A 23,014-nucleotide genomic window follows, 5' to 3' on the forward strand; every position below is an offset into this window, starting at 1 on the left:
TTGATTAGAATTGCGCGCCTTAGAAAATGTTTGTTAACGACGTGTGGTGCCCGGCTTAGGATCGGGAGAGCGACACGGCCTTCACTATGAGGTTATCCCTATGAAAGCTGGTATCCATCCAGAGTACAAAGCTGTCACTGCTAAGTGTTCTTGCGGTAACGAATTCGCGTTCAACACCACTCTTGGTAAAGACATCAACCTAGACGTGTGTGACAAATGTCACCCATTCTACACTGGTAAGCAACGTATCGTTGACACCGGTGGCCGTGTTGACCGCTTTAAGAAGCGTTTCGGTGCCCTTAGCAGCAAAAAATAAGCCGCTAATAGCCGAATGCGAAAAAGGGGTGCGAAAGCGCCCCTTTTTTGATCCCGTCGTCACCTTTTTCACGTCTAGAGGTCGGAGGTTAACGTTCGGGGCCGTTTTAGACTGGTGGACCTTTAGCCACTGCGTTAACATCGTTTATCTTGCTCGAATCTACCCTGTGGTTTGAGTATAGCGTTGCTGATATCAGTAGCCTTCCCAGCTGATATTGGTGCATCCCTTCACGATAATAACTAGGAACACTACATGTCGGACGATAAACGCCAGCAAGCGCTGGATTATCATGCATACCCTACTCCCGGAAAAATCTCTGTTGAATTGAGCAAGCCTGCTGACTCGGCGGCGGATCTGGCGTTGGCATACAGCCCAGGCGTTGCAGAGCCGGTCCGTGAAATCGCTCAAAACCCAGACGCTGTGTATCAATACACCGCAAAGGGCAACATGGTTGCGGTGATCTCAAACGGTACCGCCATTTTGGGATTGGGTAACTTAGGGCCAATGGCCTCAAAGCCCGTCATGGAAGGTAAAGCTTTATTGTTCAAGCGTTTTGCTGGCTTGGACTCGATCGACATTGAAGTCAAACACCGTACTATCGATGAATTCGTGGATACCGTTGCGAACATCGCGGATACCTTTGGGGGCATTAACCTTGAAGACATCAAAGCGCCGGATTGCTTTGAAATTGAAAAACAGCTGATTGAACGTTGTGAAGTGCCTGTTTTTCACGATGATCAGCACGGTACCGCGATTGTTACCGCGGCGGGTATGCTGAATGCTCTTGAGCTGCAAGGCAAAGATATTCGTGAAGCCACCATTGTGTGCCTTGGTGCTGGTGCAGCGGCTGTTGCCTGCATGGAGCTATTGATCAAATGTGGCGCGCAACGCGAAAAAATCTACATGCTGGATCGCAAAGGCGTGATCCACACCCGTCGTGACGACATCAATAAGTACAAGCAATTGTTTGCCAACAATACCGACAAACGTACCCTCGAAGATGTGATTGAGGGTGCTGATTTGTTTGTGGGTGTGTCAGGGCCAGACTTGCTCTCGCCAGAGGCACTAAAACTGATGGCCGATAAGCCGGTTGTTTTTGCCTGCTCGAACCCAGACCCTGAAATTAATCCAGAGGTCGCGCATCAAGTCCGTGATGATTTGATCATGGGAACAGGGCGCTCGGATTATCCAAACCAAGTCAACAACGTACTCTGCTTCCCGTTTATTTTCCGTGGAGCGTTGGATGTGCGTGCCAGTGAAATTAATGATGCAATGAAACTGGCGGCCGTTGAGGCGATCCGTGGTTTGGCGAAAGAGCCTGTCCCACAATCGGTATTGGACGCGGCAGGTGTTGATGCGCTGCATTTTGGCCCAGGCTACATTATTCCTAAGCCAATGGATGCACGCTTATTGCCACGCGTGGCTCGCGCGGTGGCACTTGCAGCGGTTGAAACTGGCGTCGCCCGTATCGAGATGCCAGACAACTATATGCTCGACAAGGCGTAACATGCTCGACAAGGCATAATGCGTGAGCGTTAGGAAAAACGTGCTCTCATAAAACCTGAAAAGGTTGTGCCGAGCACCGATGATGACAAAAAACCCGCCAATCGGCGGGTTTTTTTAGTATTCGCTATCGTCGAACTCGATACCTAGTTCTTTCATGATCTGACGCGCTTCAGCGGGAATGCTGTCAGGCTTGTCTTTGCGAATATCGTCATCGGTTGGCAATGGCTGGCCGGTATAAGCATGCAAAAATGCTTCACACAGCAGCTCACTGTTGGTCGCGTGACGCAGGTTATTAACCTGACGGCGTGTCCGCTCGTCAGTGAGAATTTTTAAAACTTTAAGTGGGATAGAAACGGTGATTTTTTTCACCTGCTCCTTTTTCTTACCATGCTCGGCATACGGATTAATGTAATCGCCGTTCCACTGCGCCATGTCTCACCTATCTTGATTATTGAATACCCAGAATGATGCTGCGGAGATTCTAGCTATATTAACCGCCACATGCAAAGCTGTATAGACGTCTAGAAGTGTTGACGTCTCAAAAAGTGCAGGGTAAGGTGAGGATAACAACGCTGGCTCGCGCACCACATCGCAAGGATGAACCATGACCCGAAAAAAAACTGACACCATCGCTGTAAGAACTGGCATTGGCACCGACATGCAACATCATGCGGTGGTTCCCCCTTTATATCTCTCGACCAATTATCGCTTTCCCGCGTTGGGGGATGTGCCCACCTATGACTATGCACGCGGAGGGAATCCGACCCGCGCCCAGCTAGAGCAAGCATTGACTGACTTAGAAGGCGGCGCGGGAGCCGTGGTAACCAACTGCGGGATGGCCGCGATTAATTTGGTGTTATCGCTATTGAATGCGGGTGACAAAATTGTGGCCCCGCATGACTGTTATGGTGGCACGTATCGCTTGCTTGAGTCCCGAGCCAAGCAGGGAATTTGGCAGGTTAAATTTGTCGACCAATCCGATCCAGACGCCTTGGCGAGCGCCTTGGCAGAATCACCGACGTTGGTGCTGGTGGAAACCCCATCTAACCCCCTGCTGCGCGTGGTCGATATTGCCGATATTTGCCAACAAGCGCATCAAGTCGGTGCTTGGGTGGTGGTCGACAACACTTTTTTATCTCCCGCCTTACAGCAACCACTTGCGCTAGGGGCCGACATGGTGGTGCATTCGACCACCAAATTTATTAATGGGCATTCTGATATTGTCGGTGGCGCGGTTATTGCAGCAACCAGTGAACTTGCCGAAACCTTAGCGTGGTGGGGCAACTGTATAGGAGCCACGGGCAACGCGTTTGACAGTTATATGACATTGCGAGGGTTGCGTACCTTAGGCGCACGGGTTAAACAACACCAGCAAAACACGCAAGCGGTACTCGCCTATTTGCAAACGGTTCCTGCTGTGCGCCAACTCTATTATCCGGGACTCACGACCCATCCGGGTCACGAAATTGCTGCCCGTCAGCAATCAGGCTTTGGTAGTATGCTGAGCTTGGAATTGGATACCGACAGTGACGGGGTGGCGCGCTTTATCGCAGGCCTTTCGCTATTTGCTTTAGCAGAGTCGTTAGGCGGTGTAGAAAGCTTGGTCACACACCCAGGCTCCATGACACATCGGGCGATGAGTGATGCGGCGCAAGCGGAAGCGGGTATCGCACCGACCTTGCTGCGCTTTTCAATCGGATTGGAAGATGCGGATGATCTCATCGCTGATTTGGCCCACGCTTTTGCGGCATTGGCCGCGTAACCTGAACAACGTTACGGCGCTGTTCCTTGCTTTACCCTGATATTTGGTTAGACAAAGAGAGACCTTGTCATGCATGCGCAATTGACGGAGACGTCCCCTGAAGCACAACGACAACTTCATAAATTTGGCGGCAGCAGCTTAGCGTCGCCCGCCTGCTATCGTCGGGTTGTCGATGTATTGACCGCCCACGCGGGCCGCCAAGATTTGATTGTGGTCTCCGCGGCAGGCAAAACCACCAACCAATTAATTGCTTATCTGGCTCAGCTCAACAAAGACGGTCGCCTCGCCCATGAAACGCTACAGACCTTGCGCGGCTTTCAGCAAGATTTAATTGAAAATCTTATTGATGGTGAAGACAAGCAGCGCCTTGTCGATGCCTTGTATGCTGACATCGCCACGATTGCGACCTTGGGTGAGGGCGCGCTGACTGACGCAGATAAGGCGCGTATTCAAGGGTTTGGCGAGGTATGGTCGGCCCGCTTACTGGCGAGCTTGCTCAGCCAGCACCAGCAACCCGCTGTGATGTTGGACTCACGTCTGTGTCTACGTGCAGAGCGAGCAGCGCAGCCAGAAGTTGATCGGGGAGCGTCATGGCCATTGCTGAACAACCAGTTATCCCAATATGCCCACACCCAAGTGGTGATCACGGGCTTTATGGCACAAAACCAAGCGGGAGAAACCGTGCTGCTTGGCCGCAATGGCTCCGACTACTCGGCAACCATTTTGGGCGCCTTGGCCGGGGTGAGTCGGGTGACGATTTGGAGTGACGTGGCTGGGGTGTACAGTGCCGACCCGCGTCATGTCGATAATGCCTGTTTATTACCTTTGATTCGATTGGATGAGGCGGCTGAGCTGGCACGTCTTGCTGCCCCTGTGCTCCATAGCCGCACCTTACAGCCGGTGGCGCAAAGTGCCACCGATCTTACCTTACGTTGTACCCATGCACCTGACAGTGGCTCAACCCGTATCGAACGTGTGCTCGCCACTGGGCGTGGCGCAAAGATCATTACGGCGCTAGATGATGTCTGCCTGTTGCAGTTTGATGTCGCACGCGGCCTCGACTTTCAGGCGTTTAAGCAGGAGCTAAGCCGCACCCTGACTCAGCTCAAGCTGCAACCTCTGGCTGTCGATTACCGTGATGACCAGCATCGCATTCAATTGGCATTCAGTGCAGAAGTGATCGATACCGTGATGGCACAGATTCAGGACGCGGGCTTGTCTGCGGAATTGCGTTTGCGTGAGGGCTTTAGCATGGTGGCGGCGGTGGGGGCCGGTGTGGTCAATAACCCCGTCCATTGCCACGGCTTTTACCAACAGCTGAAAGCACACCCTGTCGAGTTTATGAGTGAGTCGGCGTCTGGGCTTAGCTTGGTTGCGATTTTGCGTCAAATGCAGACCCAAGCCTTGGTGGCGGGGATGCACGATGCCCTGTTTCAGGCTCAGCGGCGCATCGGTTTGGTGTTAGTGGGAAAAGGCAACATTGGTACCCGCTGGCTCAGCCTCTTTGCCGAGCAAAAAACAGCGTTGGAGAAGCGCCATGGTAAAGGGGTCTCATTGATCTCTGTGGTGGATAGTCGCAACCAATGGCTGGATTTTGCCAGTATCGATCCTAGCCGTGTGTTAGACGGATTCGATGAAAAAAGCGAGCCCTATTTTGATGACGAGTGGCTTACCCGCCTGCTCAATCATCCCTATGACGATGTGATTGTGCTGGACGTCACTGCCAGTGCATCACTCGCGTATTTGTATCCACGTCTTGCCGAACATGGCTTTCATTTGATCTCGGCGAATAAAGAAGCGGGAGCGGCACCGGCAGAGCAATATCATGCTATTCAGCAGGCCTTTGCCAAAACCGGACGGCATTGGCTTTACAACGCGACCGTCGGGGCAGGGTTGCCGATTAACTACGCGGTGCAAGATTTACAGGAAAGTGGCGATCAGATCCTAGCCTTATCCGGCATTTTCTCTGGCACACTCTCGTGGCTATTTTTACAATTTAGCGGCGAGATTCCGTTTAGCGTGTTGCTTGAGCAGGCTTGGCAGCAAGGATTAACCGAGCCTGATCCGCGTGAAGATCTCTCCGGCGCGGATGTGGTGCGCAAGCTGGTGATATTAGCGCGTGAGGCCGGTATGGCGTTAGAGCCGGAGCAAGTGAAAGTGGAGTCGTTAGTGCCTGAGACGCTGCAAGCACTTTCTTTGGACGGTTTTTTAGATAACGCCAGCCAAATGGATGAGGTGCTGCATGAACGTTTAATGAAAGCACAACGAGACCGCTCGGTGCTACGTTATGTGGCGCGTTTAGACGGCCAAGGTAAAGCGCAAGTCAGTTTAGAAACCCTGCCGGTTGAACACCCGCTGGCGCATCTGCTGCCGTGTGACAATGTATTTGCGATTGAAAGCCAATGGTATCGCGAAAACCCATTAGTCATTCGTGGCCCTGGCGCGGGGCGTGATGTCACTGCAGGCGCGATTCAATCCGATCTTAACCGTTTGATTGGACGTCTCCACTAGCTGGCGCATTTGTATCCCACGTTTACTAGGCTGCTCAATGATGCGTTGAGCAGCCTTTTTTCTGCCACGCATCAACGGCTTTTCCACCATACTGATCTCGACGGCCTGATTCATAACGTTATGAGTTTTTTTCATTAATGTATCGTTGACATTCTCGCCGGATAACGCCAATCTTTAGACATATGGACGTCTAAACGTATAAACAAAAACACACATCATCGCACACACTATATTGGTTGCAGGGAGAGGGTATGAGCTACACGCACGCGGGCCACATTGATGCACTGAATCAGAACATTGCTGACCTAAATGGCGACATTAACGTCTCATTTGAGTTTTTTCCGCCGAGTACCCCAACCATGGAGGAGACACTTTGGAACTCCGTGCATCGCTTAAAAGCGCTCAAACCTAAATTTATGTCAGTGACCTACGGCGCCAATTCAGGCGAGCGCGATCGTACCCACGACATTGTGAAAAGCATTCATGAACAAACGGGTATCGCCGCGGCGCCACATTTGACCTGCATTGACGCCAGTGAAAACGAGCTGCGTCATATTGCCCGCGACTATTGGCAAAACGGCATACGTGACATTGTGGCGTTGCGTGGTGACTTGCCCTCGCCAGAGAAAAAGCCCGATATGTATGCGGTTGATTTGGTGCGCTTGCTCAAAGAAGAGCATGATTTTGATATTTCGGTCGCCGCTTATCCCGAAGTGCACCCAGAAGCGAAAAGCGCGCAGGCGGATTTAATTAACCTCAAGCGCAAAGTGGATGCGGGGGCCAGCCGGGCGATTACACAGTTTTTCTTCGATGTCGAAAGCTACCTGCGCTTTCGTGACCGTTGTGTGGCGACGGGCATTGATGTCGAAATTGTGCCGGGGATTTTGCCGGTCTCCAACTTTAAGCAGGCGTCGCGCTTTGCCAAGATGACTAATGTGCGCGTGCCGCAATGGATGCACAAACAATACCAAGGTCTAGAGGATGATCCTGTTACGCGTCAGATGGTTGGGGCCTCGATTGCTATCGATATGGTGCGTGTCCTGAGTCGGGAAGGGGTGAAAGATTTCCATTTCTACACCTTGAATCGTGCCGAGCTTACTTATGCCTTGTGCCATACCTTGGGCGTACGTCCACTTGCGGCGGTCTCATAAAAAAAACGCCCACAATGGGGCGTTTTGAGGTTGCGTGTTGTGTGGTTTGCAATTTATGCCGAGCAAGGTTCGCGAGGGGCTAGCATAGCCAATTCGTCGCGTACCTCTTGTGCCCAAGCCAGCCAAGCGCGGCGTTGATGAATGGTACGACGCAAGGCTAAACGCAGCAGGCGCTGCTGATTGGTGAGCGGGTTGGCTTGACCAAATTCGCGTTGCTCAATCATGGCGTAATGGTTGAGGAGTTGCTGCGATTCGGCAATTAACTGATTAACATGACCTAGCATAGGGGACGGGTCGAGCACCTCGCAGCTTAACAGGCGTGCGACATACTCATCCCGCTCGGGGGCAAGTCTTGGCTCACTGAGTAGCCAAGATTGCAACATGTCAGTGCCGATCGGCGTAATGGCATACACCTTGCGATCGGGCTTACCCATCTGTGGCTCCAAGCGGCAGCTCACCGCCCCTTTTTCTGCGAGCTTGGTAAGCTCGCGATACACTTGCTGATGGCTGGCTTTCCATACATAGCTAATGCTAGTGGAAAACGCCTTGGTAATATCGTAACCCGTGGCCTCGCAGTTGCTTAGCACCGTCAGTATTACATGGGGTAGTGACATCTCTTCTATCCACAATTAGTCGTACAACAATAGGTCGGCCCGGAATGCGATAACCTTCTTTGGGTTATTTCGCCAAACTCAAGGCCTGCTCAAGGTCGGCAATGATGTCATCAATATGCTCAATGCCGACACAAAGACGGATCATTTCTGGTGTGACGCCGGCCGCGGCCTGCTCCTGCTCGTTTAACTGACGATGAGTGGTCGAAGCAGGATGACACGCGAGCGACTTGGCATCGCCAATGTTCACCAGACGTTTAAATAAATTCAGTGCATCGTAAAAGCGCACACCCTCATCAAAGCCACCTTTCAATCCAAACGACAACAGTGACGCGGGCAATCCACCGCGGATCAGCGTTTGGGCACGCGAATAATGCGGATGCGTTTCAAGGCCGGCATAGTTCACCCACGCCACGGCGGGGTGATTGGCTAGGTAATCGGCCACGGCTTTGGCGTTCTCGCAATGGCGCTCCATACGCAGGCTCAAGGTTTCTAACCCTTGCATCAACATAAAAGCGTTCATCGGCGAGAGGGCCGCGCCACTGTTACGTAACGGCACTGTACGTGCGCGGGCAATAAACGCGGCTGGACCAAAGGTCTCACTATAAACCACGCCGTGATAGGCCGGCTCCGGTTGTGAGAATTGCGGGAAGCGGGCTTGATGTGCCACCCAGTCAAAGGTGCCGCCATCGACAATCATACCGCCAAGGGTAGTGCCATGACCGCCAATGTACTTGGTGAGTGAGTGCACCACGATATCGGCACCATGCTCAATCGGTTTGCACAGAACAGGCGTGGCCACGGTATTATCGACGACCAAGGGGACCCCATGCGCGTGAGCGACCTTGGCAAAACCGGGGATATCCGCGATATTGCCGGCAGGGTTACCAATTGACTCGCAATATACCGCTTTGGTGTTGTCATCAATCAGCGCCTCAATGGCACTGGCGTCGTCACTCGCGGCAAAACGCACCTCAATGCCTTGCTCAGGGAGCATGTGGGCAAACAAGGTATAGGTGCCACCGTAAAGCTGTGGTGTGGCGACGATGTTATCACCGGCCTTGGCGAGGGTTTGAATCGCATAGGTGATGGCCGCCGCGCCGGCACTGACGCAAAGCCCCGCAATACCGCCTTCTAGTGCCGCCACGCGTTGTTCCAACACGTCGTTGGTCGGGTTCATTATCCGTGAGTAGATATTGCCCGGTACATCAAGATTGAACAGGTCAGCACCATGTTGGGCATTATCAAACTCGTAAGCGACGGTTTGATAAATGGGCGTTGCCACCGATTTGGTGGTGGGGTCGGTCTGGTAGCCGTGATGAATCGAGAGGGTTTCGTCTTTCATGGCAATTCCTTTGCGTTGTTGGGTCGCGTCAGTGCGGCCTTCAATAGTAATAATATTATCAATGCAACAGCAAGCATTAGCTGTGGCTTTGCATAAAAAAGTCTATGGTCAGTCTTTCCTCTGCGTCGTCTTTGTGCAAAAACAAAAAAGCCGCACCCTAGGGTACGGCTCTACTATCAAGGATTAACCGGTATTGCGCAGCCCCGCGGCAATTCCCGCAATGGAAATCATCAAGGCATCGTCGAGTGACTGATCGCCTTGTTCCGATTGCCGTGTACGGTATAAAAGCTCGGCTTGCAGCATATTGAGCGGCTCGACATAAATATTACGTAAGCGAATCGCTTCAGCGCCCCACGGGTTTTGCTCCATCAGGTTATCGCTATTTTCTACTGCCAGCACAACCTGAATATCTTGGCGTAATTGCTCACGTAAGGATTCACCTAGCGGCCAGAGGCTTTCATCGACCAAGCGCTGATCATAGTACTTGGCAATGTCTAGGTTGGTTTTGGTAAACACCATTTCCAGCATGCCGAGACGGGTAGAGAAAAACGGCCATTCGCGACACATTTCTTCCAGTTGAGCTTTATGGCCTTTTGCAATAGCGTGATCGATAGCCTGTCCCGCCCCCAGCCAAGCCGGCAGCAATAAACGGTTTTGACTCCAGGCGAAAATCCAAGGAATTGCCCTTAAGCTTTCCACACCACCGTTGGGGTTACGTTTGGAAGGGCGCGATCCCAGTGGCAGTTTGCCTAACTCAAGCTCAGGCGTGGTGGAGCGGAAGTAAGGCACAAATTGCTCATGGCCGCGTACCACATCACGGTAGGCTTGGCATGAGATGTCACTTAAGGTGTCCATCAGCTGACGCCATTCCTGCTTAGGCTCCGGCGGTGGCAGCAAGTTCGCTTCCAAAATCGCGCTGGTGTATAGGTTTAAGCTGTTGACGGCAACGTCGGGTAGCCCCAACTTAAAGCGGATCATCTCGCCTTGTTCGGTCACCCGCAAACCGCCTTTTAAGCTGCGCGGAGGTTGTGAGAGCAATGCCGCATGCGCGGGTGCACCACCGCGACCTACGGTGCCACCACGACCGTGGAACAGTACCAAGTCGACGCCTTGGTCATCGCATAAATTGACTAGCGCTTCCATGGCGCGATATTGCGCCCAACCGGCGGCCATGACTCCAGCGTCTTTGGCGGAATCCGAGTAACCGATCATCACCATTTGGAAGTTCTGGGTAAAGCCTCGGTACCAATCAATGGCCAGCAGCTCACCAATCACTGCCTCGGCATTGTTCAGATCGTCCAAGGTTTCGAATAACGGGCACACGTCCATACGGAATGGACAACCGGCCTCTTGCAGCAATAGGTGGACAGCCAGCACGTCGGAAGCGGTGCGAGCCATCGAAATGACATAGGCGCCCAAGGCTTCACGCGGCTGCTCGGCAATCACTCGACAGGTGTCGAWCACCTCTTGGACGTCAGGCGACGGTGACCAATCACGTGGCAACAACGGACGCTTAGACGCCAGCTCGCGGGTTAAGAAGGCTTGCTTGTCTTGCTCGCTCCATTGGCCGTAATCGCCCATCCCCAAATAACGGGTCACTTCTGAGAGCACATCGGCATGGCGGGTACTTTCTTGGCGAATATCGAGTTTGATCAGGTGCACGCCAAAGCATTGCACGCAGCGGAGTAAGTCAAGCAATTTGCCGTCGGCAATAATGCCCATGCCACATTGATGGAGCGACTGGTAACACGCCAATAATGGTTGCCACAATTGCTGGGTGTCGGTCAGGATCCCTTGTGAGGAGGCACGTTCGCCTTTCAGTTTGGCGTCCAAATAGCTCAAAGTGTGGGTTAGCTGACTGCGCAAGGTTTTGAGGATGGCGCGATACGGTTCGTGCGCCTCGCCGGCCATCTCACGCACGGTGTCATCACACTGTGTCATCGACAGTTCACTGATCAAATCTTGCACATCGCGCAAATACAAATCCGCTGCTTTCCAGCGTGATAACAGCATCACTTCACGGGTAACCTCACTGGTAACATAAGGATTACCGTCGCGGTCGCCGCCCATCCACGAGGAAATTTGTACCGGTTTGGCATCAATGGGCAAGTTAATGTCGAGGTGGCTTTCAAGCTGCTGATCAAACTGGCGTAAAAACGCGGGCACTGCTTGCCACAGTGAATTTTCAATTACCGCAAAGCCCCACTTGGCTTCATCAAGTGGGGTAGGTCGCTCTTGGCGAATCACGTCGGTGTGCCATGCTTGTGCAATCAACTGCTCAAGACGTTTCTCCGTTTTGGCACGCTCTGCCGCCCCCAAATGTTCACTGAGCTCTAACTTCGATAAGCACTTATTAATCTGCACCAAGTTATGAATGGTGGTACGGCGTGCGATTTCGGTTGGGTGAGCGGTCAGGACTAACTCAATTTTTAAATCGGCGATCGCTTGTTGCGCGTCATTGGCATTAATCTCACCTTGGCTGACACGGCGGAGTAAATCGTCGATAGCATCCGGGCTGCACTCCAGCGCGTCGCATTGACGCGAGACGGTGTGATATTGCTCGGCGATATTAGTCAGATTCAAAAATTGGCTAAAGGCGCGGGCGACCGGAAGCAGTTGGTCAGCCGGCAAGTTTTGCAGCACGGTTTTCAGCTTAGCATGATCATCCTGATTGCCAGCGGCAGCCGATTTTGAGAGCTGACGAATTTCCTCAACTTTTTCTAAGAGTGCTGGACCATGGGCATCTTGGATGGTGTTACCCAGCAGACGGCCAAGCATACTGACATTGCTTTTTAAGGCAGAGTACTTTTCGTTCATAGCGTATCCATTCTGTAACAAAGTTACATCCTACTGTGACTGTAAAGAACCAATCTAGCGAATATTGCGCGATCGGGTCAACTTAACCGCAAATTAGCGCGAAAACTGGCCGCCGGATTTGATGCTTATCATAGAGCTACCCCAAAAGCTGAAAAAAAGTTTCAGCTTTCAGGTTTGCCATCCTCCCGAGGGCTTCTCCGCGCCCGCTATATTGCGACTTTCTCGTGAATGGCGACAGGGTGATTTGCATGATTAGATAGAATTATTGCTATATTATGAATGAATAGACATAAAAAGTGACTTTTTACGCTTCTAGGGCTTGACGTCCAAACGGGAATGCGATAAAAAATAACCATTCACTATTTATGAATAAAAATATTTTTGAGAGTTGACCATGATGCCACTCGCAGACAAACACAACGCCCTTTCTGCTCGACGACGCTAGCCTGCTTTGCGTGGCTATCGGCTACGCCCTCGATACTCTGCTGCCCCGCAGCACGCCTTAAACACCTATAAAGAGAGACACCCATGACACTTAACACCATTATTGTCGGTGCCAGTGGCTACACAGGAGCCGAGCTTGTCGCCCTTGTCCATCGCCATCCGCAATTGCACTTGGCTGGTTTATATGTCTCGGCAGGCAGTGAAGACGCCAACCGCCCCGTGAGCGCGTTGCACGGCCAATTGCGTGGTGTAGTGGATATGCCACTGATGCCGCTGTCCTCGCCACAGGATGTGGCCAAGCAAGCCGATGTGGTGTTTTTAGCCACTGCGCATGCGGTTAGTCATGAATTGGCGCCGGTTTTTCTGGCTCAAGGTTGCGTGGTGTTTGATTTGTCGGGGGCGTATCGGGTCAATCAAGCTGATTTTTATCCTACCAATTACGGCTTTTCGCATCAGTCACCGACATGGCTTGAGCAAGCCGTGTATGGCTTGGCGGAGTGGCAACAGGAAGCATTATCGGCAGCGCAGCTGGTCGCCGTGCCGGGATGTTATCCCACCGCCAGCCAGTTAGCGCTCAAACCCGTGCTGGATGCAGGCTTGTTGGATAAACAAATGTGGCCGGTGATCAATGCCACCAGTGGCGTGACGGGCGCGGGGCGCAAAGCGAGTCTGACCAACAGTTTTTGCGAAGTGAGCTTGCATGCCTACGGAGTGTTTTCTCATCGTCATCAGCCAGAGATTGCCGCACACCTTGATACGCCGGTGATTTTCACCCCGCACCTTGGCAGCTACAAACGCGGCATTCTTGCCACTATTACCGCCAAATTAGCACCAGGTGTTAGTGAGGCGGAGGTGGGGCAGGCACTCACTCACGCCTACCAAGAGGCGCCGCTGGTGCGGGTGCTCCCAGCCGGCGAGGTGGCCAAGCTACAAGCGGTGCAATACACCGGCTTTTGCGACATAGGCTATCAGGCCGCGCATGGGCATCTGATCCTCACCAGTGCGATTGATAACTTACTCAAAGGCGCGGCCAGCCAAGCCGTGCAGTGTTTAAACCTTAAGTTTGGCTTTGCCGAAACCACAGCGATTGTCTAGGAGAAACGGATGAAAACGCCATTAGTGATTAAGTTAGGCGGCGCGGCACTGAGCTGCAGCGAGACCCTCGCCAAGGTTTTCGGCGCGATGAACACCTATCGCAGTGAGGCAGAGCGTCCGCTAGTGCTGGTGCACGGTGGCGGCTACTTGGTTGATGAACTGCTGAAAAAACTCGCCCTCACCAGTGTGAAAAAACAAGGCTTACGGGTCACGCCAGTCGATCAGATTGATTATGTCACCGGTGCCTTAGCCGGGACGGCCAATAAGCTGCTACTCGCCGAAGCGCGTAAGGCGAACATTAAAAGCTGTGGTTTGAGCTTGGCCGATGGCGGCTTGTGTCAGGTCAGCCAACTGGACTCCGAGCTAGGTGCAGTGGGGGAAGCCAGTGCCGGAGATCCTAGCCTGTTGCAGGCGGTATTGGCCGCGGATTGTGTCCCCATTATTAGCTCGATTGGCATCAGTGACCAAGGTGAGCTGATGAACGTCAATGCCGACCAAGCGGCGGTAGCGGTGGCAACCACTCTCGGGGCGGAGCTGGTGTTGCTGTCGGATGTCAGCGGCGTGTTAGACGGCAAAGGGCACTTGCTGCCTTGCCTCACCGAGTTAGATGCGCAGCACTTAATGGACAAAGGCGTGATCACCGATGGCATGGTGGTCAAGGTCAACGCGGCGTTTGCCGCCGCCCGCGAACTGGGTAAACCGGTGGAGATTGCCACCTGGCGTTACCCAGAAAAACTCACTCAATTATTCGATGGCCAGCAAATCGGCACTCGGTTTAGCGCCAGTTAATAAGACGTATAACGACGCGACGAAACCGTCGACCCGTCACATCAGGATTTAAGGAGAGCAAGATGAGCAAGGTAAATAAAGTTGTACTGGCCTATTCGGGTGGATTGGATACCTCGGCCATCATTCCATGGCTAAAAGAAAATTATGACTGTGAGGTGGTGGCCTTTGTTGCCGACGTCGGTCAAGGCGAACAAGAGCTCGAAGGTATTGAGCAAAAAGCGCTCGCCTCCGGGGCATCACAGTGTTTTATCGCCGATCTGAAACACGAAATGGTGGCAGAGTATATTTACCCCAGCCTGAAAACCGGTGCGGTGTATGAGGGCAAATACCTTCTAGGTACCTCGATGGCGCGTCCGATCATTGCCAAAGCGCAGGTCGAGTGCGCCCTAGAGGTTGGAGCGGATGCACTTTGCCACGGCTGTACCGGCAAGGGGAACGATCAGGTTCGTTTTGAGAGCACCTTCTCTGCGCTGGCGCCGCAACTGAAAGTGATTGCGCCGTGGCGGGAGTGGGATCTCACCAGTCGTGAAGCCTTGCTCGATTACTTGGCCGCCCGTGATATTCCCTGCACGGCGAGCCTTGAGAAAATTTATTCACGTGATGCCAATGCTTGGCACGTCTCAACCGAAGGCGGTGTACTGGAAGACACTTGGACGGCGGCTAACCAAGATTGCTGGGTATGGACAGTGGCGCCGGAAGAGGCACCCAATACGCCCGAGTTTGTTACCTTAGGGGTGCAAAGCGGGGAAGTGGTCTCAGTCGATGGTGAGTCCATGTCGCCTTATGACGTGCTGACGCTGCTGAACGACAAAGGTGCAGCCCACGGGGTAGGACGGATTGATATTGTTGAGAACCGTTTGGTGGGAATGAAGTCCCGCGGCTGCTATGAAACCCCGGGGGGCACCATCATTATGGAAGCACTGCGCGGTGTTGAGCAATTGGTGCTCGATAAAGAGAGTTATCAGTTCCGTGAGGAGCTCGGTTTAAAAGCGTCTCACCTGATTTATGATGGGCGTTGGTTTACCCCGCTTTGCCAGTCTATTCTTGCCGCGGCCAATTCTCTTGCCGCGCCGGTAACGGGCGAGGTGGTGATCAAACTCTATAAAGGCCAAGCGACAGTGGTCCAAAAGCGTTCAACCAATAGTTTGTACTCGGAAGACTTTGCCACCTTTGGTGATGATGATGTCTACGATCACAGCCATGCCGAAGGCTTTATCCGTTTGTATTCGCTGTCGAGCCGGATTCGGACACTGAACAAACAAAAACAATCCTAATTAAAAAAGCATCGTGAGCAGTAAGGAGAGACAGCATGGCATTATGGGGCGGACGCTTTAGTCAAGCAGCAGACAAACGGTTTCAAGCGTTTAATGATTCACTGCGCTTTGACTATCGCCTAGCAGAGCAAGACATTGTGGGCTCCATTGCTTGGTCCAAAGCCTTGCGTTCAGTGGGCGTGCTGAGTGATGACGAGCAACAGCAATTAGAGCTCGCGCTCAATGAGCTCAAACTGTCGGTGATGGAAAACCCTGAGCAGATCTTAAACTCAGAGGCTGAAGACATTCATAGCTGGGTTGAGCAGCAACTGATCGACAAAGTCGGGGATTTGGGCAAAAAGCTGCACACCGGACGCTCGCGTAACGATCAGGTCGCTACGGATCTCAAGCTCTGGTGTCGCCAACAAGGCCAGCAAATCTTGCTGTCTCTCGACAAGCTTCAGCAGCAGCTGGTGGATGTGGCCAGCCAACACCATGATACCGTGCTGCCCGGCTATACCCACTTGCAGCGTGCGCAGCCAGTGACCTTTGCCCATTGGTGTTTGGCCTATCTGGAGATGTTTGAGCGCGATACCACCCGCTTACAAGACGCGCTTAATCGTCTGGATACCTGCCCGTTAGGCTCCGGTGCGCTGGCGGGTACCGCGTACCCGATTGACCGCGATGCCTTGGCACAACAACTGGGCTTCGAGCGGGCCACCCGTAATAGCCTTGACTCAGTCTCGGACCGTGATCATGTGATGGAAATGCTGTCTGCGGCGTCAATTTCGATGCTGCATTTATCACGGATGGCAGAAGATATGATCTTCTATAACTCGGGCGAGTCTGGGTTTATCGAGCTGGCCGATACGGTGACATCAGGCTCATCGCTGATGCCACAAAAGAAAAATCCCGATGCGCTAGAGCTTATCCGCGGCAAAACCGGCCGCGTGTATGGCACCTTGTCGGCGATGATGATGACGGTCAAAGCCTTGCCACTGGCTTATAACAAGGATATGCAAGAAGACAAGGAAGGGCTCTTCGATGCGATGGATACGTGGCACGATTGCTTAGATATGGCCGCGTTGTGTTTTGAAGGTATCACCATTCACAAAGACAAAACCTTGCAGGCGGCGCAGCAAGGGCATGCCAATGCCACCGAGCTCGCGGATTACTTGGTGAGCAAAGGGATCCCGTTCCGTGAAGCGCACCATATTGTGGGCGTGGCGGTGGTGTCTGCCATTGAGCAAGGTTGTGCATTGGAAGCACTGCCGCTTGCCACTTTGCAACAATTCTCACCGGTCATTGAAGGCGATGTGTATGCCATGCTCACGATTGAATCCTGCTTGGCTCAACGTCGTGCACTCGGTGGGGTCGCGCCCGAGCAGGTTAGCTTTGCTATTCAAGAAGCACAAAAGCGTTTGGATAAGCGCTTTACCCCTAAAGTCACGGTGCGCTCGGCAAGGCTCACCGACCTCGATACCATCGAAGGCATGGTGGTGTATTGGGCGAAGTTGGGGGAGAACTTACCCCGAGACCGCCATGAATTGGTGCGCAATATTGGCCTGTTTGCGGTCTCCGAGCATCAAGGGGATTTGACCGGCTGCGGCTCGCTGTATATTTACGACTCAGGGCTGGCAGAAATTCGCTCTTTAGGGGTCGAAGCAGGCTGGCAGCGCCAAGGTCACGGTACCGCGTTGATGATGCACTTGATTAAAAAAGCCAAGCAAATGGCGATCGAACAAGTCTTTGTCCTCACCCGGGTGCCCGAGTTTTTCACCCAATTAGGCTTTACCCCTGTGTCGAAATCGCAACTGCCTGAGAAAGTGATGAAAGATTGTGAAATCTGTCCGCGCTTTCACGCTTGTGACGAAGTGGCTCTGACCTATAACATTGCTGGGCCGGCGACAATCTCAACCTTCTCTGCATTGGAGTAGGGTGACACTGTCTATCGCGTGACGGCGTCCGTGTCGTTATTGCGTCTCCCTAAGGCTGCGAGTGGATTAAGTCGCAGCCTTTTTACCTGCCTTTGTCATAAAAACTTCATCAAATTGAGTGGCTTACAAACTGTTACATTGTACGGTTTGTCACAGAAGCGTCACGCGCAATGACCATCATGCCCGCGTTTTCTCGTTAATGATGGAGATTTTGTGGTGAAAACAACCGTGACGGCCGCAGTGGCCTCAGCCTTATTAGCGGCAACTGCACAGGCGGCAGTGCCTCAACAAAACGATGTATGGTACCAAGACGCACAAGCCGCCTTAGCGGCCGCTAAAGCGAACCCACCAATTACGGGCAAAGCCAAAAACGTGATCCTCTTTGTCGGTGATGGCATGAGTGTGGGGACAATCACAGCGGCGCGGATTTATCAGGGCCAGAAGCAAGGACAAACCGGTGAGGAAAACCGCCTTGGCATGGAAAGCCTGCCGCATGTTGCACTAGCAAAAACCTATAACACTGACATGCAAACGCCAGACTCGGCTGGGACCGCGACGGCGATGGTCACTGGGGTGAAAACCAAAGCCGGGGTTATTAGTGTTGACGATAATGTCCAGCGTGGTTTTTGCAGTACCGCCAAAGGTAACGAAGCGAAAACTTTATTTGAAATGGCGGGCGAGAAGGGCAAAGCGCTGGGTTTAATCTCAACCGCTCGTTTAACCCACGCCACCCCGGCCACCACCTACGCGCACAGTGCGGATCGCAATTGGGAAAACGATAGCAAGTTACCCAACATTGCCAAAAACCAAGGCTGTACCGATATCGCCAGCCAGTTTGTCGACTTTGATGCTGGTGAGGGATTTCAGGTGGCTTTCGGTGGCGGACGGCGCGAATTTATTCCTGCCGATAGCGTCGATCCTGAGGGCAAAAAGGGCAAGCGTAAAGATGGACGCAACCTGATTGAGGCATGGCAAACCCGTCACCCTGATGGTCAATACATTTTCGATAAATCCGGGTTTGATGCCATCGATCCGGCGACCACCTCACGCGTGTTTGGTTTGTTTGAAAGCAGCCACATGAAATACGAAGCAGATCGCCGTGAAAGCCAAGATGAGCCGTCATTGGCGGACATGACCAGCAAGGCGATCGATATGCTCAGCCGCAACAAAGACGGCTATGTGATGATGGTGGAAGCCGGACGTATCGACCATGCTCACCATGCGGGCAACGCCGCGCGAGCGTTAGAAGATACGTTGGCTTACGACGATGCCATTAAAGTGGCCCTAGCGAAAACCAACCCAGAAGATACCCTGATCATTGTCACCGCCGACCATGCCCACACTATGGTGATGAACGGCTATGCGGAGCGGGGCAATCCGATTCTCGGTTTGTCACGTCAAAAAGGGCGCTTGAATCAGGATGATTTTGGTAAAACCTATACCACCATCACCTATGGCAACGGCCCGGGTGCGGTCAAAGGTGAGCGTGAAAACTTGCAAGAAGGGCAGGTGCGTGCGCTGGATTACAAACAGCAATCCTTGATTAAGCTCGGTTCGGAAACCCACTCCGGTGAAGATGTGGCCATCATGGCTCGTGGGCCGATGGCGTGGTTATTCCAAGGTGCCGTGGAGCAAAACTACATTTTCCATGTGATTAACGAAGCCACGGATCTGGCCGATTAATCGTCTGGTATGTCTGACGACCCGCGCTCTGGCGCGGGTTTTTTATTGCGCCGAAACGGATAAATCAATAAATGAAGCATGAGCAACGCGCTGGCACTGCCAGCGGCGAACAGTAACGCGATCGATTCAACTTGCCGTGGCGTGTCGGCATAGCCCCACCACCAAAGTGGCCAAAGTAGCGCGCACATGGCGGCCAGTTGTTTCATACAACGGGTACAGCGTCCCAGTTTTTGTTGCCAAATCGCGGACTGACAGTATTTGCAAGCCATGCGTTTCTCTTGGTCGGTAATGGCGATAGCTTATTGTGGCGCAGTGGGCCGCCGGATACAAAAAGCCCTCCGCGAAGGAGGGCAAAAAGGTAAGCAAGTGCTTGGGGAAGCAACAGGTAGTGCCTGTAAAGCGCCGAAAATCGGCGAAAAGGGCAGTGGATTAGCAGCCTGGGCCACAGTCCATGCAGTGTTTGATCATTTCAGGGCCGAGTTTGAGCTTGGCATTCACATCCCGCAGCGCGGTACGTACCCCTTCTTCAATCACTGGGTGATAGAAGGGCATATCCAACATTTGCGAAATGGTCATTTGATTTTGATGTGCCCATGCTAACAAGTGGGCCAAGTGCTCAGCGTTCGGACCAATCATTTCAGCGCCAAGAAAGCGGCCAGTGCCTTGCTCGGCATAAACGTGTAACAAGCCTTTGTTACGCAGCATCACCCGTGAGCGGCCTTGGTTTTCAAACGACACCACGCCGGTTTCAAAGCAGCCGCAGGGACCGAGACGGTCGGTAATTGCTTTGTAGCTTTCGCCCACCATCGCAATTTGCGGGTCGGAGAAGACCGCAGAGAGTTTGCTGCGGCGCAATCCGGCACGGATATCTTTACCGCGGCCTGCGTTGTCACCGGCAATGCGCGCTTGGTCAGCCGATTCGTGCAGCAACGGAATTTGGTTACTGGCATCACCGGCAATAAAAATGTGTGGTGCCGTGGTTTGCAGGGTGTAACTATCGGCAACCGGCACCCCGCGGGCATCCACTTTGATGCTGGTCGCGTCAAGGTTTAGCTTGTCGACATTGGGGCGACGACCGGTAGCGGCAACCACATAGTCGACCCAGCGCAGTTGGCTTTCGCCGTTTTTGTCGTGGTAACGGATTTGCACCTTATCGCCTTCACGCACCATCTCTTCCACCTTGGCATCGGCGTCGAGATAAAACTCCTCACTGAAGGTGCGATTGGCATACGCCATGATGTCTGGATCGGTGAGCGGGCCCACTTGGCCGCCGACGCCAAACATAATCATCTCGACCCCGAGGCGATGCAGCGCTTGTCCTAGCTCTAGGCCAATTACACCCGGGCCAAATACCGCAACCGAGTCAGGTAGATCGTCCCACTCAAAAATATCATCATTGACCACTAAACGATCGCCAAGGTGATCCCAAGCGGACGGCCAGCTTGGACGCGAGCCTGTGGCGATCACGATGCGATCAGCATGGATGGTGGTGTGATCATCAACCATTAAGGTGTGATCATCCACAAAGCGCGCATAGCCGTCGATTTTGTCTTGAGCGGGAATGTCATCGACACTTTCCAGTACAAAGCCGACAAAACGGTCACGCTCGCGTTTCACCCGATCCATCACCTCACGGCCATTAATTTCCGTGGTGCCGCCGGGATACACACCGAAGCCGGGCGCTTTGTCGATATGATGTGCTGCTTCAGCCGCCGCAATTAACAGTTTGGAAGGCATGCAGCCAACCCGCGCGCACGTGGTGCCATAGGGGCCGCCTTCAATCATCACCACGTTATCCGTATGCGCTTTGGCTGCGCGATAAGCACCTAGCCCGGCGGTTCCGCCACCAATCACAGCCACATCAACCGTTAATGTTTTCATTGCTTTCTCCTGGGAAAATAACGGGCGGCAAGGAGGCCGCCCAAACAGCGGATTACTGATTTAGATAGGTGTCGAGCTCTTCACTGCCACCGATATGACGGCCACCGATAAACACTTGTGGCACGGTGGCGCGACCGCTCACTGCACGCAAAGAAACCGTGGTGGCGTCTTTGCCAAGAATAATTTCTTCAAACTGAAGGCCTGCGTCGATCAGGGCTTGTTTGGCCTTGGCACAGAATGGACAGCCTGGTTTGCTAAACACGGTGATCGAATCTTGCAGTTTGTGCTCAGGAGCGATGTAGCCCAGCATGGTGTCGGCATCAGACACTTTGAACGGGTCGCCCGGCTCGTTGGGTTCGATAAACATTTTCTCGACCACGCCGTTTTTCACCAGCATGCTGTAACGCCATGAGCGTTTGCCAAAGCCAAGATCGTTTTTGTCGACCAGCATTCCCATACCATCAGTGAACTCGCCGTTGCCGTCAGGCAGGACATGAATGTTGTCAGCGTCTTGGTCGGCTTTCCAGGCGTTCATCACAAAGGTGTCGTTGACGGACACACAGACAATGTCATCAACGCCGTACTGTTGGAACACCGGATATAGCTCGTTATAGCGCGGCAGGTGCGAGGATGAGCAGGTCGGTGTAAACGCACCCGGCAGGCTGAATACAATCACGGTTTTATTGGCAAAAATGTCATCGGTGGTAACGTCTTTCCATTGGTCGCCTTCGCGAGTACGGAAGGTAACTTGTGGTACTGGTTGGCCTTCTTTTGATGCAAACATGGTTTCCCCTTTTGATTTGGTCGTTAACTGTCAACGGCATGTGTCTGACTCGCCGTGTCTTGATGGATGTAGTATCGCGAAAGAAGATTGATAGCTCTAATCGCTTGATGCTATGGTTTTGATAGTTTTCTCCTATAGAAGAGACAGCAATGAATATTCGTGATTTGGAATACTTGGTGGCGCTGGCCGAACACCGCCACTTTCGCAAAGCGGCCGAAGCGTGTTTTGTTAGCCAACCCACCTTGAGCGGACAGATTCGTAAGCTGGAAGATGAGCTGGGCGTGAGTTTGTTAGAACGCACCAGTCGTCGTGTGTTGTTCACGGATGCGGGTATGAGGTTAGTACAGCAGGCACGTAACGTGTTGCGAGAAGTCACAATTTTGACCGAATTGGCCAGTGAACAAGGGGAAAGTATGACGGGCCCCCTACATATTGGCCTGATCCCGACCGTCGGCCCTTATCTGTTGCCGAAGATCATTCCCATGTTGCGCGACCGTTTTCCAGAATTAGAGCTGTTTATTCACGAGGGTCAGACCCAGCAGTTGGTACAGCAATTGGAAGAAGGCAAACTCGATTGCATCATTTTGGCTTCTGTGGAAGAAACCCAGCATTTGAAAGAACTGCCATTGTATGAAGAGCCAATGTTATTGGCGGTCAGTGAGGCGCATAAGCTTGCAGGATGTGCTGAGGTGGCGTTAGATGTCCTGCAAGGAGAGACCTTGTTAATGCTGGGTGATGGTCATTGTTTACGTGACCAAGCGATGGGATTTTGTTTTAAAGTGGGCGCGCGCGAGGATCAGCGTTTTCGTGCCACCAGTTTAGAAACACTCCGCAATATGGTCGCGGCGGGCAGTGGTATCACCTTACTCCCTCGCTTATCCGTCCCTGCACAGCGACGTGATGGCGTGGCCTATATTCCCACCACGTCGCCAACCCCGACACGGCAGATCACCTTAGATTATCGCCCCGGTTCACCATTGCGAGGGCGCTATGAACAATTGGCTGAAGTGATCCGTGAGCATATGGTCGCGGTCATGGACACGCCGTTAAGTGCTGAACCTACCGCATTAAACGCAGGATAAAAAGAACCCCCAATACTGGATATCCAACATTGGGGGTCAGTTCAATC

18 protein-coding genes are annotated in these 23,014 nt (G+C 52.8%); 11 read left to right on the forward strand and 7 right to left on the reverse strand.

Annotated features, from left to right (window positions below; translation table 11 throughout):
• The first annotated feature begins 100 nt into the window (after window positions 1–100).
• Window positions 101–316: a 50S ribosomal protein L31 gene (gene rpmE / locus BZJ18_RS01745; protein ID WP_069590826.1), complete on the forward strand. Its 216-nt coding sequence runs from the start codon at window positions 101–103 to the stop codon at window positions 314–316.
• A gap of 252 nt (window positions 317–568) precedes the next feature.
• On the forward strand, window positions 569–1,822 hold the full coding sequence (locus BZJ18_RS01750) for a malic enzyme-like NAD(P)-binding protein (protein WP_077455097.1): 1,254 nt from the start codon (window positions 569–571) through the stop codon (window positions 1,820–1,822).
• Between the two features lie 114 nt (window positions 1,823–1,936).
• On the opposite strand, the gene metJ is transcribed toward BZJ18_RS01750, so the two are convergent.
• Window positions 1,937–2,254, reverse strand: coding sequence for a met regulon transcriptional regulator MetJ (gene metJ / locus BZJ18_RS01755; protein ID WP_069589843.1), 318 nt, complete (start codon window positions 2,252–2,254; stop codon window positions 1,937–1,939).
• Window positions 2,255–2,426: 172 nt separating this feature from the next.
• On the opposite strand from metJ, the gene metB reads away from it, so the two are divergent.
• From metB to metF, 3 genes are all read left to right on the forward strand, one after another.
• The gene (gene metB / locus BZJ18_RS01760; RefSeq protein WP_077455098.1) at window positions 2,427–3,584 is read left to right on the forward strand and encodes a cystathionine gamma-synthase; all 1,158 of its coding nucleotides are present in this window, start codon (window positions 2,427–2,429) and stop codon (window positions 3,582–3,584) included.
• Between the two features lie 69 nt (window positions 3,585–3,653).
• Window positions 3,654–6,095, forward strand: a complete 2,442-nt coding sequence (locus BZJ18_RS01765) for a bifunctional aspartate kinase/homoserine dehydrogenase II (RefSeq protein ID WP_077455099.1) — start codon at window positions 3,654–3,656, stop codon at window positions 6,093–6,095.
• A 251-nt stretch (window positions 6,096–6,346) separates the two neighbouring features.
• Window positions 6,347–7,246, forward strand: coding sequence for a methylenetetrahydrofolate reductase (gene metF, locus BZJ18_RS01770; protein ID WP_077455100.1), 900 nt, complete (start codon window positions 6,347–6,349; stop codon window positions 7,244–7,246).
• Between the two features lie 53 nt (window positions 7,247–7,299).
• On the opposite strand, the gene BZJ18_RS01775 is transcribed toward metF, so the two are convergent.
• The 3 genes from BZJ18_RS01775 to ppc form a co-directional block, all read right to left on the reverse strand.
• Window positions 7,300–7,860 carry a PadR family transcriptional regulator gene (locus BZJ18_RS01775; RefSeq protein ID WP_077455101.1) on the reverse strand — a complete coding sequence of 187 codons (561 nt, stop codon included), beginning with the start codon at window positions 7,858–7,860 and terminating at the stop codon, window positions 7,300–7,302.
• 64 nt (window positions 7,861–7,924) lie between these two features.
• The gene (locus BZJ18_RS01780) at window positions 7,925–9,202 is read right to left on the reverse strand and encodes an O-acetylhomoserine aminocarboxypropyltransferase/cysteine synthase family protein (protein ID WP_077455102.1); all 1,278 of its coding nucleotides are present in this window, start codon (window positions 9,200–9,202) and stop codon (window positions 7,925–7,927) included.
• A gap of 183 nt (window positions 9,203–9,385) precedes the next feature.
• Window positions 9,386–12,019, reverse strand: a complete 2,634-nt coding sequence (gene ppc, locus BZJ18_RS01785) for a phosphoenolpyruvate carboxylase (protein ID WP_077455103.1) — start codon at window positions 12,017–12,019, stop codon at window positions 9,386–9,388.
• Between the two features lie 528 nt (window positions 12,020–12,547).
• Here ppc and argC point away from each other — a divergent pair.
• The 5 genes from argC (at window position 12,548) to BZJ18_RS01810 (ending at window position 19,220) form a co-directional block, all read left to right on the forward strand.
• A complete protein-coding gene (gene argC, locus BZJ18_RS01790) occupies window positions 12,548–13,558 on the forward strand; it encodes an N-acetyl-gamma-glutamyl-phosphate reductase (protein ID WP_077455104.1) in 1,011 nt (336 codons plus the stop codon).
• Window positions 13,559–13,567: 9 nt separating this feature from the next.
• Window positions 13,568–14,347 (forward strand): acetylglutamate kinase, encoded by a 780-nt coding sequence (argB, locus tag BZJ18_RS01795; protein WP_077455105.1) that lies wholly within the window; start codon window positions 13,568–13,570, stop codon window positions 14,345–14,347.
• A 62-nt stretch (window positions 14,348–14,409) separates the two neighbouring features.
• A complete protein-coding gene (locus BZJ18_RS01800; RefSeq protein ID WP_069589858.1) occupies window positions 14,410–15,621 on the forward strand; it encodes an argininosuccinate synthase in 1,212 nt (403 codons plus the stop codon).
• A 35-nt stretch (window positions 15,622–15,656) separates the two neighbouring features.
• A complete protein-coding gene (gene argH / locus BZJ18_RS01805) occupies window positions 15,657–17,537 on the forward strand; it encodes an argininosuccinate lyase (protein ID WP_077455106.1) in 1,881 nt (626 codons plus the stop codon).
• A gap of 213 nt (window positions 17,538–17,750) precedes the next feature.
• Entirely contained in the window at window positions 17,751–19,220 is a 1,470-nt protein-coding gene (locus BZJ18_RS01810) for an alkaline phosphatase (RefSeq protein WP_077455107.1), read from the forward strand.
• Here BZJ18_RS01810 and BZJ18_RS01815 read toward each other — a convergent pair.
• From BZJ18_RS01815 to BZJ18_RS01825, 3 genes are all read right to left on the reverse strand, one after another.
• Window positions 19,217–19,489, reverse strand: a complete 273-nt coding sequence (locus tag BZJ18_RS01815; protein WP_077455108.1) for a DUF3624 domain-containing protein — start codon at window positions 19,487–19,489, stop codon at window positions 19,217–19,219. The two genes, BZJ18_RS01810 and BZJ18_RS01815, sit on opposite strands and share 4 nt — an antisense overlap.
• Before the next feature lie 160 nt (window positions 19,490–19,649).
• On the reverse strand, window positions 19,650–21,101 hold the full coding sequence (locus BZJ18_RS01820; RefSeq protein ID WP_077455109.1) for a dihydrolipoyl dehydrogenase: 1,452 nt from the start codon (window positions 21,099–21,101) through the stop codon (window positions 19,650–19,652).
• Window positions 21,102–21,153: 52 nt separating this feature from the next.
• Window positions 21,154–21,885 (reverse strand): glutathione peroxidase, encoded by a 732-nt coding sequence (locus BZJ18_RS01825; protein ID WP_077455110.1) that lies wholly within the window; start codon window positions 21,883–21,885, stop codon window positions 21,154–21,156.
• 149 nt (window positions 21,886–22,034) lie between these two features.
• On the opposite strand from BZJ18_RS01825, the gene oxyR reads away from it, so the two are divergent.
• Entirely contained in the window at window positions 22,035–22,967 is a 933-nt protein-coding gene (gene oxyR, locus BZJ18_RS01830; RefSeq protein ID WP_069589866.1) for a DNA-binding transcriptional regulator OxyR, read from the forward strand.
• Window positions 22,968–23,014: the final 47 nt, after the last annotated feature.

This window comes from Salinivibrio sp. IB872 (assembly GCF_001995345.1).
Lineage (GTDB): Bacteria > Pseudomonadota > Gammaproteobacteria > Enterobacterales > Vibrionaceae > Salinivibrio > Salinivibrio proteolyticus.

Coding starts and splice junctions, on each gene's coding strand:
- rpmE (WP_069590826.1), top strand. CDS start 101: ATGAAAGCTGGTATCCATCCAGAGTACAAAGCTGTCACTGCTAAGTGT.
- BZJ18_RS01750 (WP_077455097.1), top strand. CDS start 569: ATGTCGGACGATAAACGCCAGCAAGCGCTGGATTATCATGCATACCCT.
- metJ (WP_069589843.1), bottom strand. CDS start 2,254: ATGGCGCAGTGGAACGGCGATTACATTAATCCGTATGCCGAGCATGGT.
- metB (WP_077455098.1), top strand. CDS start 2,427: ATGACCCGAAAAAAAACTGACACCATCGCTGTAAGAACTGGCATTGGC.
- BZJ18_RS01765 (WP_077455099.1), top strand. CDS start 3,654: ATGCATGCGCAATTGACGGAGACGTCCCCTGAAGCACAACGACAACTT.
- metF (WP_077455100.1), top strand. CDS start 6,347: ATGAGCTACACGCACGCGGGCCACATTGATGCACTGAATCAGAACATT.
- BZJ18_RS01775 (WP_077455101.1), bottom strand. CDS start 7,860: ATGTCACTACCCCATGTAATACTGACGGTGCTAAGCAACTGCGAGGCC.
- BZJ18_RS01780 (WP_077455102.1), bottom strand. CDS start 9,202: ATGAAAGACGAAACCCTCTCGATTCATCACGGCTACCAGACCGACCCC.
- argC (WP_077455104.1), top strand. CDS start 12,548: ATGACACTTAACACCATTATTGTCGGTGCCAGTGGCTACACAGGAGCC.
- argB (WP_077455105.1), top strand. CDS start 13,568: ATGAAAACGCCATTAGTGATTAAGTTAGGCGGCGCGGCACTGAGCTGC.
- BZJ18_RS01800 (WP_069589858.1), top strand. CDS start 14,410: ATGAGCAAGGTAAATAAAGTTGTACTGGCCTATTCGGGTGGATTGGAT.
- argH (WP_077455106.1), top strand. CDS start 15,657: ATGGCATTATGGGGCGGACGCTTTAGTCAAGCAGCAGACAAACGGTTT.
- BZJ18_RS01815 (WP_077455108.1), bottom strand. CDS start 19,489: ATGGCTTGCAAATACTGTCAGTCCGCGATTTGGCAACAAAAACTGGGA.
- BZJ18_RS01820 (WP_077455109.1), bottom strand. CDS start 21,101: ATGAAAACATTAACGGTTGATGTGGCTGTGATTGGTGGCGGAACCGCC.
- BZJ18_RS01825 (WP_077455110.1), bottom strand. CDS start 21,885: ATGTTTGCATCAAAAGAAGGCCAACCAGTACCACAAGTTACCTTCCGT.
- oxyR (WP_069589866.1), top strand. CDS start 22,035: ATGAATATTCGTGATTTGGAATACTTGGTGGCGCTGGCCGAACACCGC.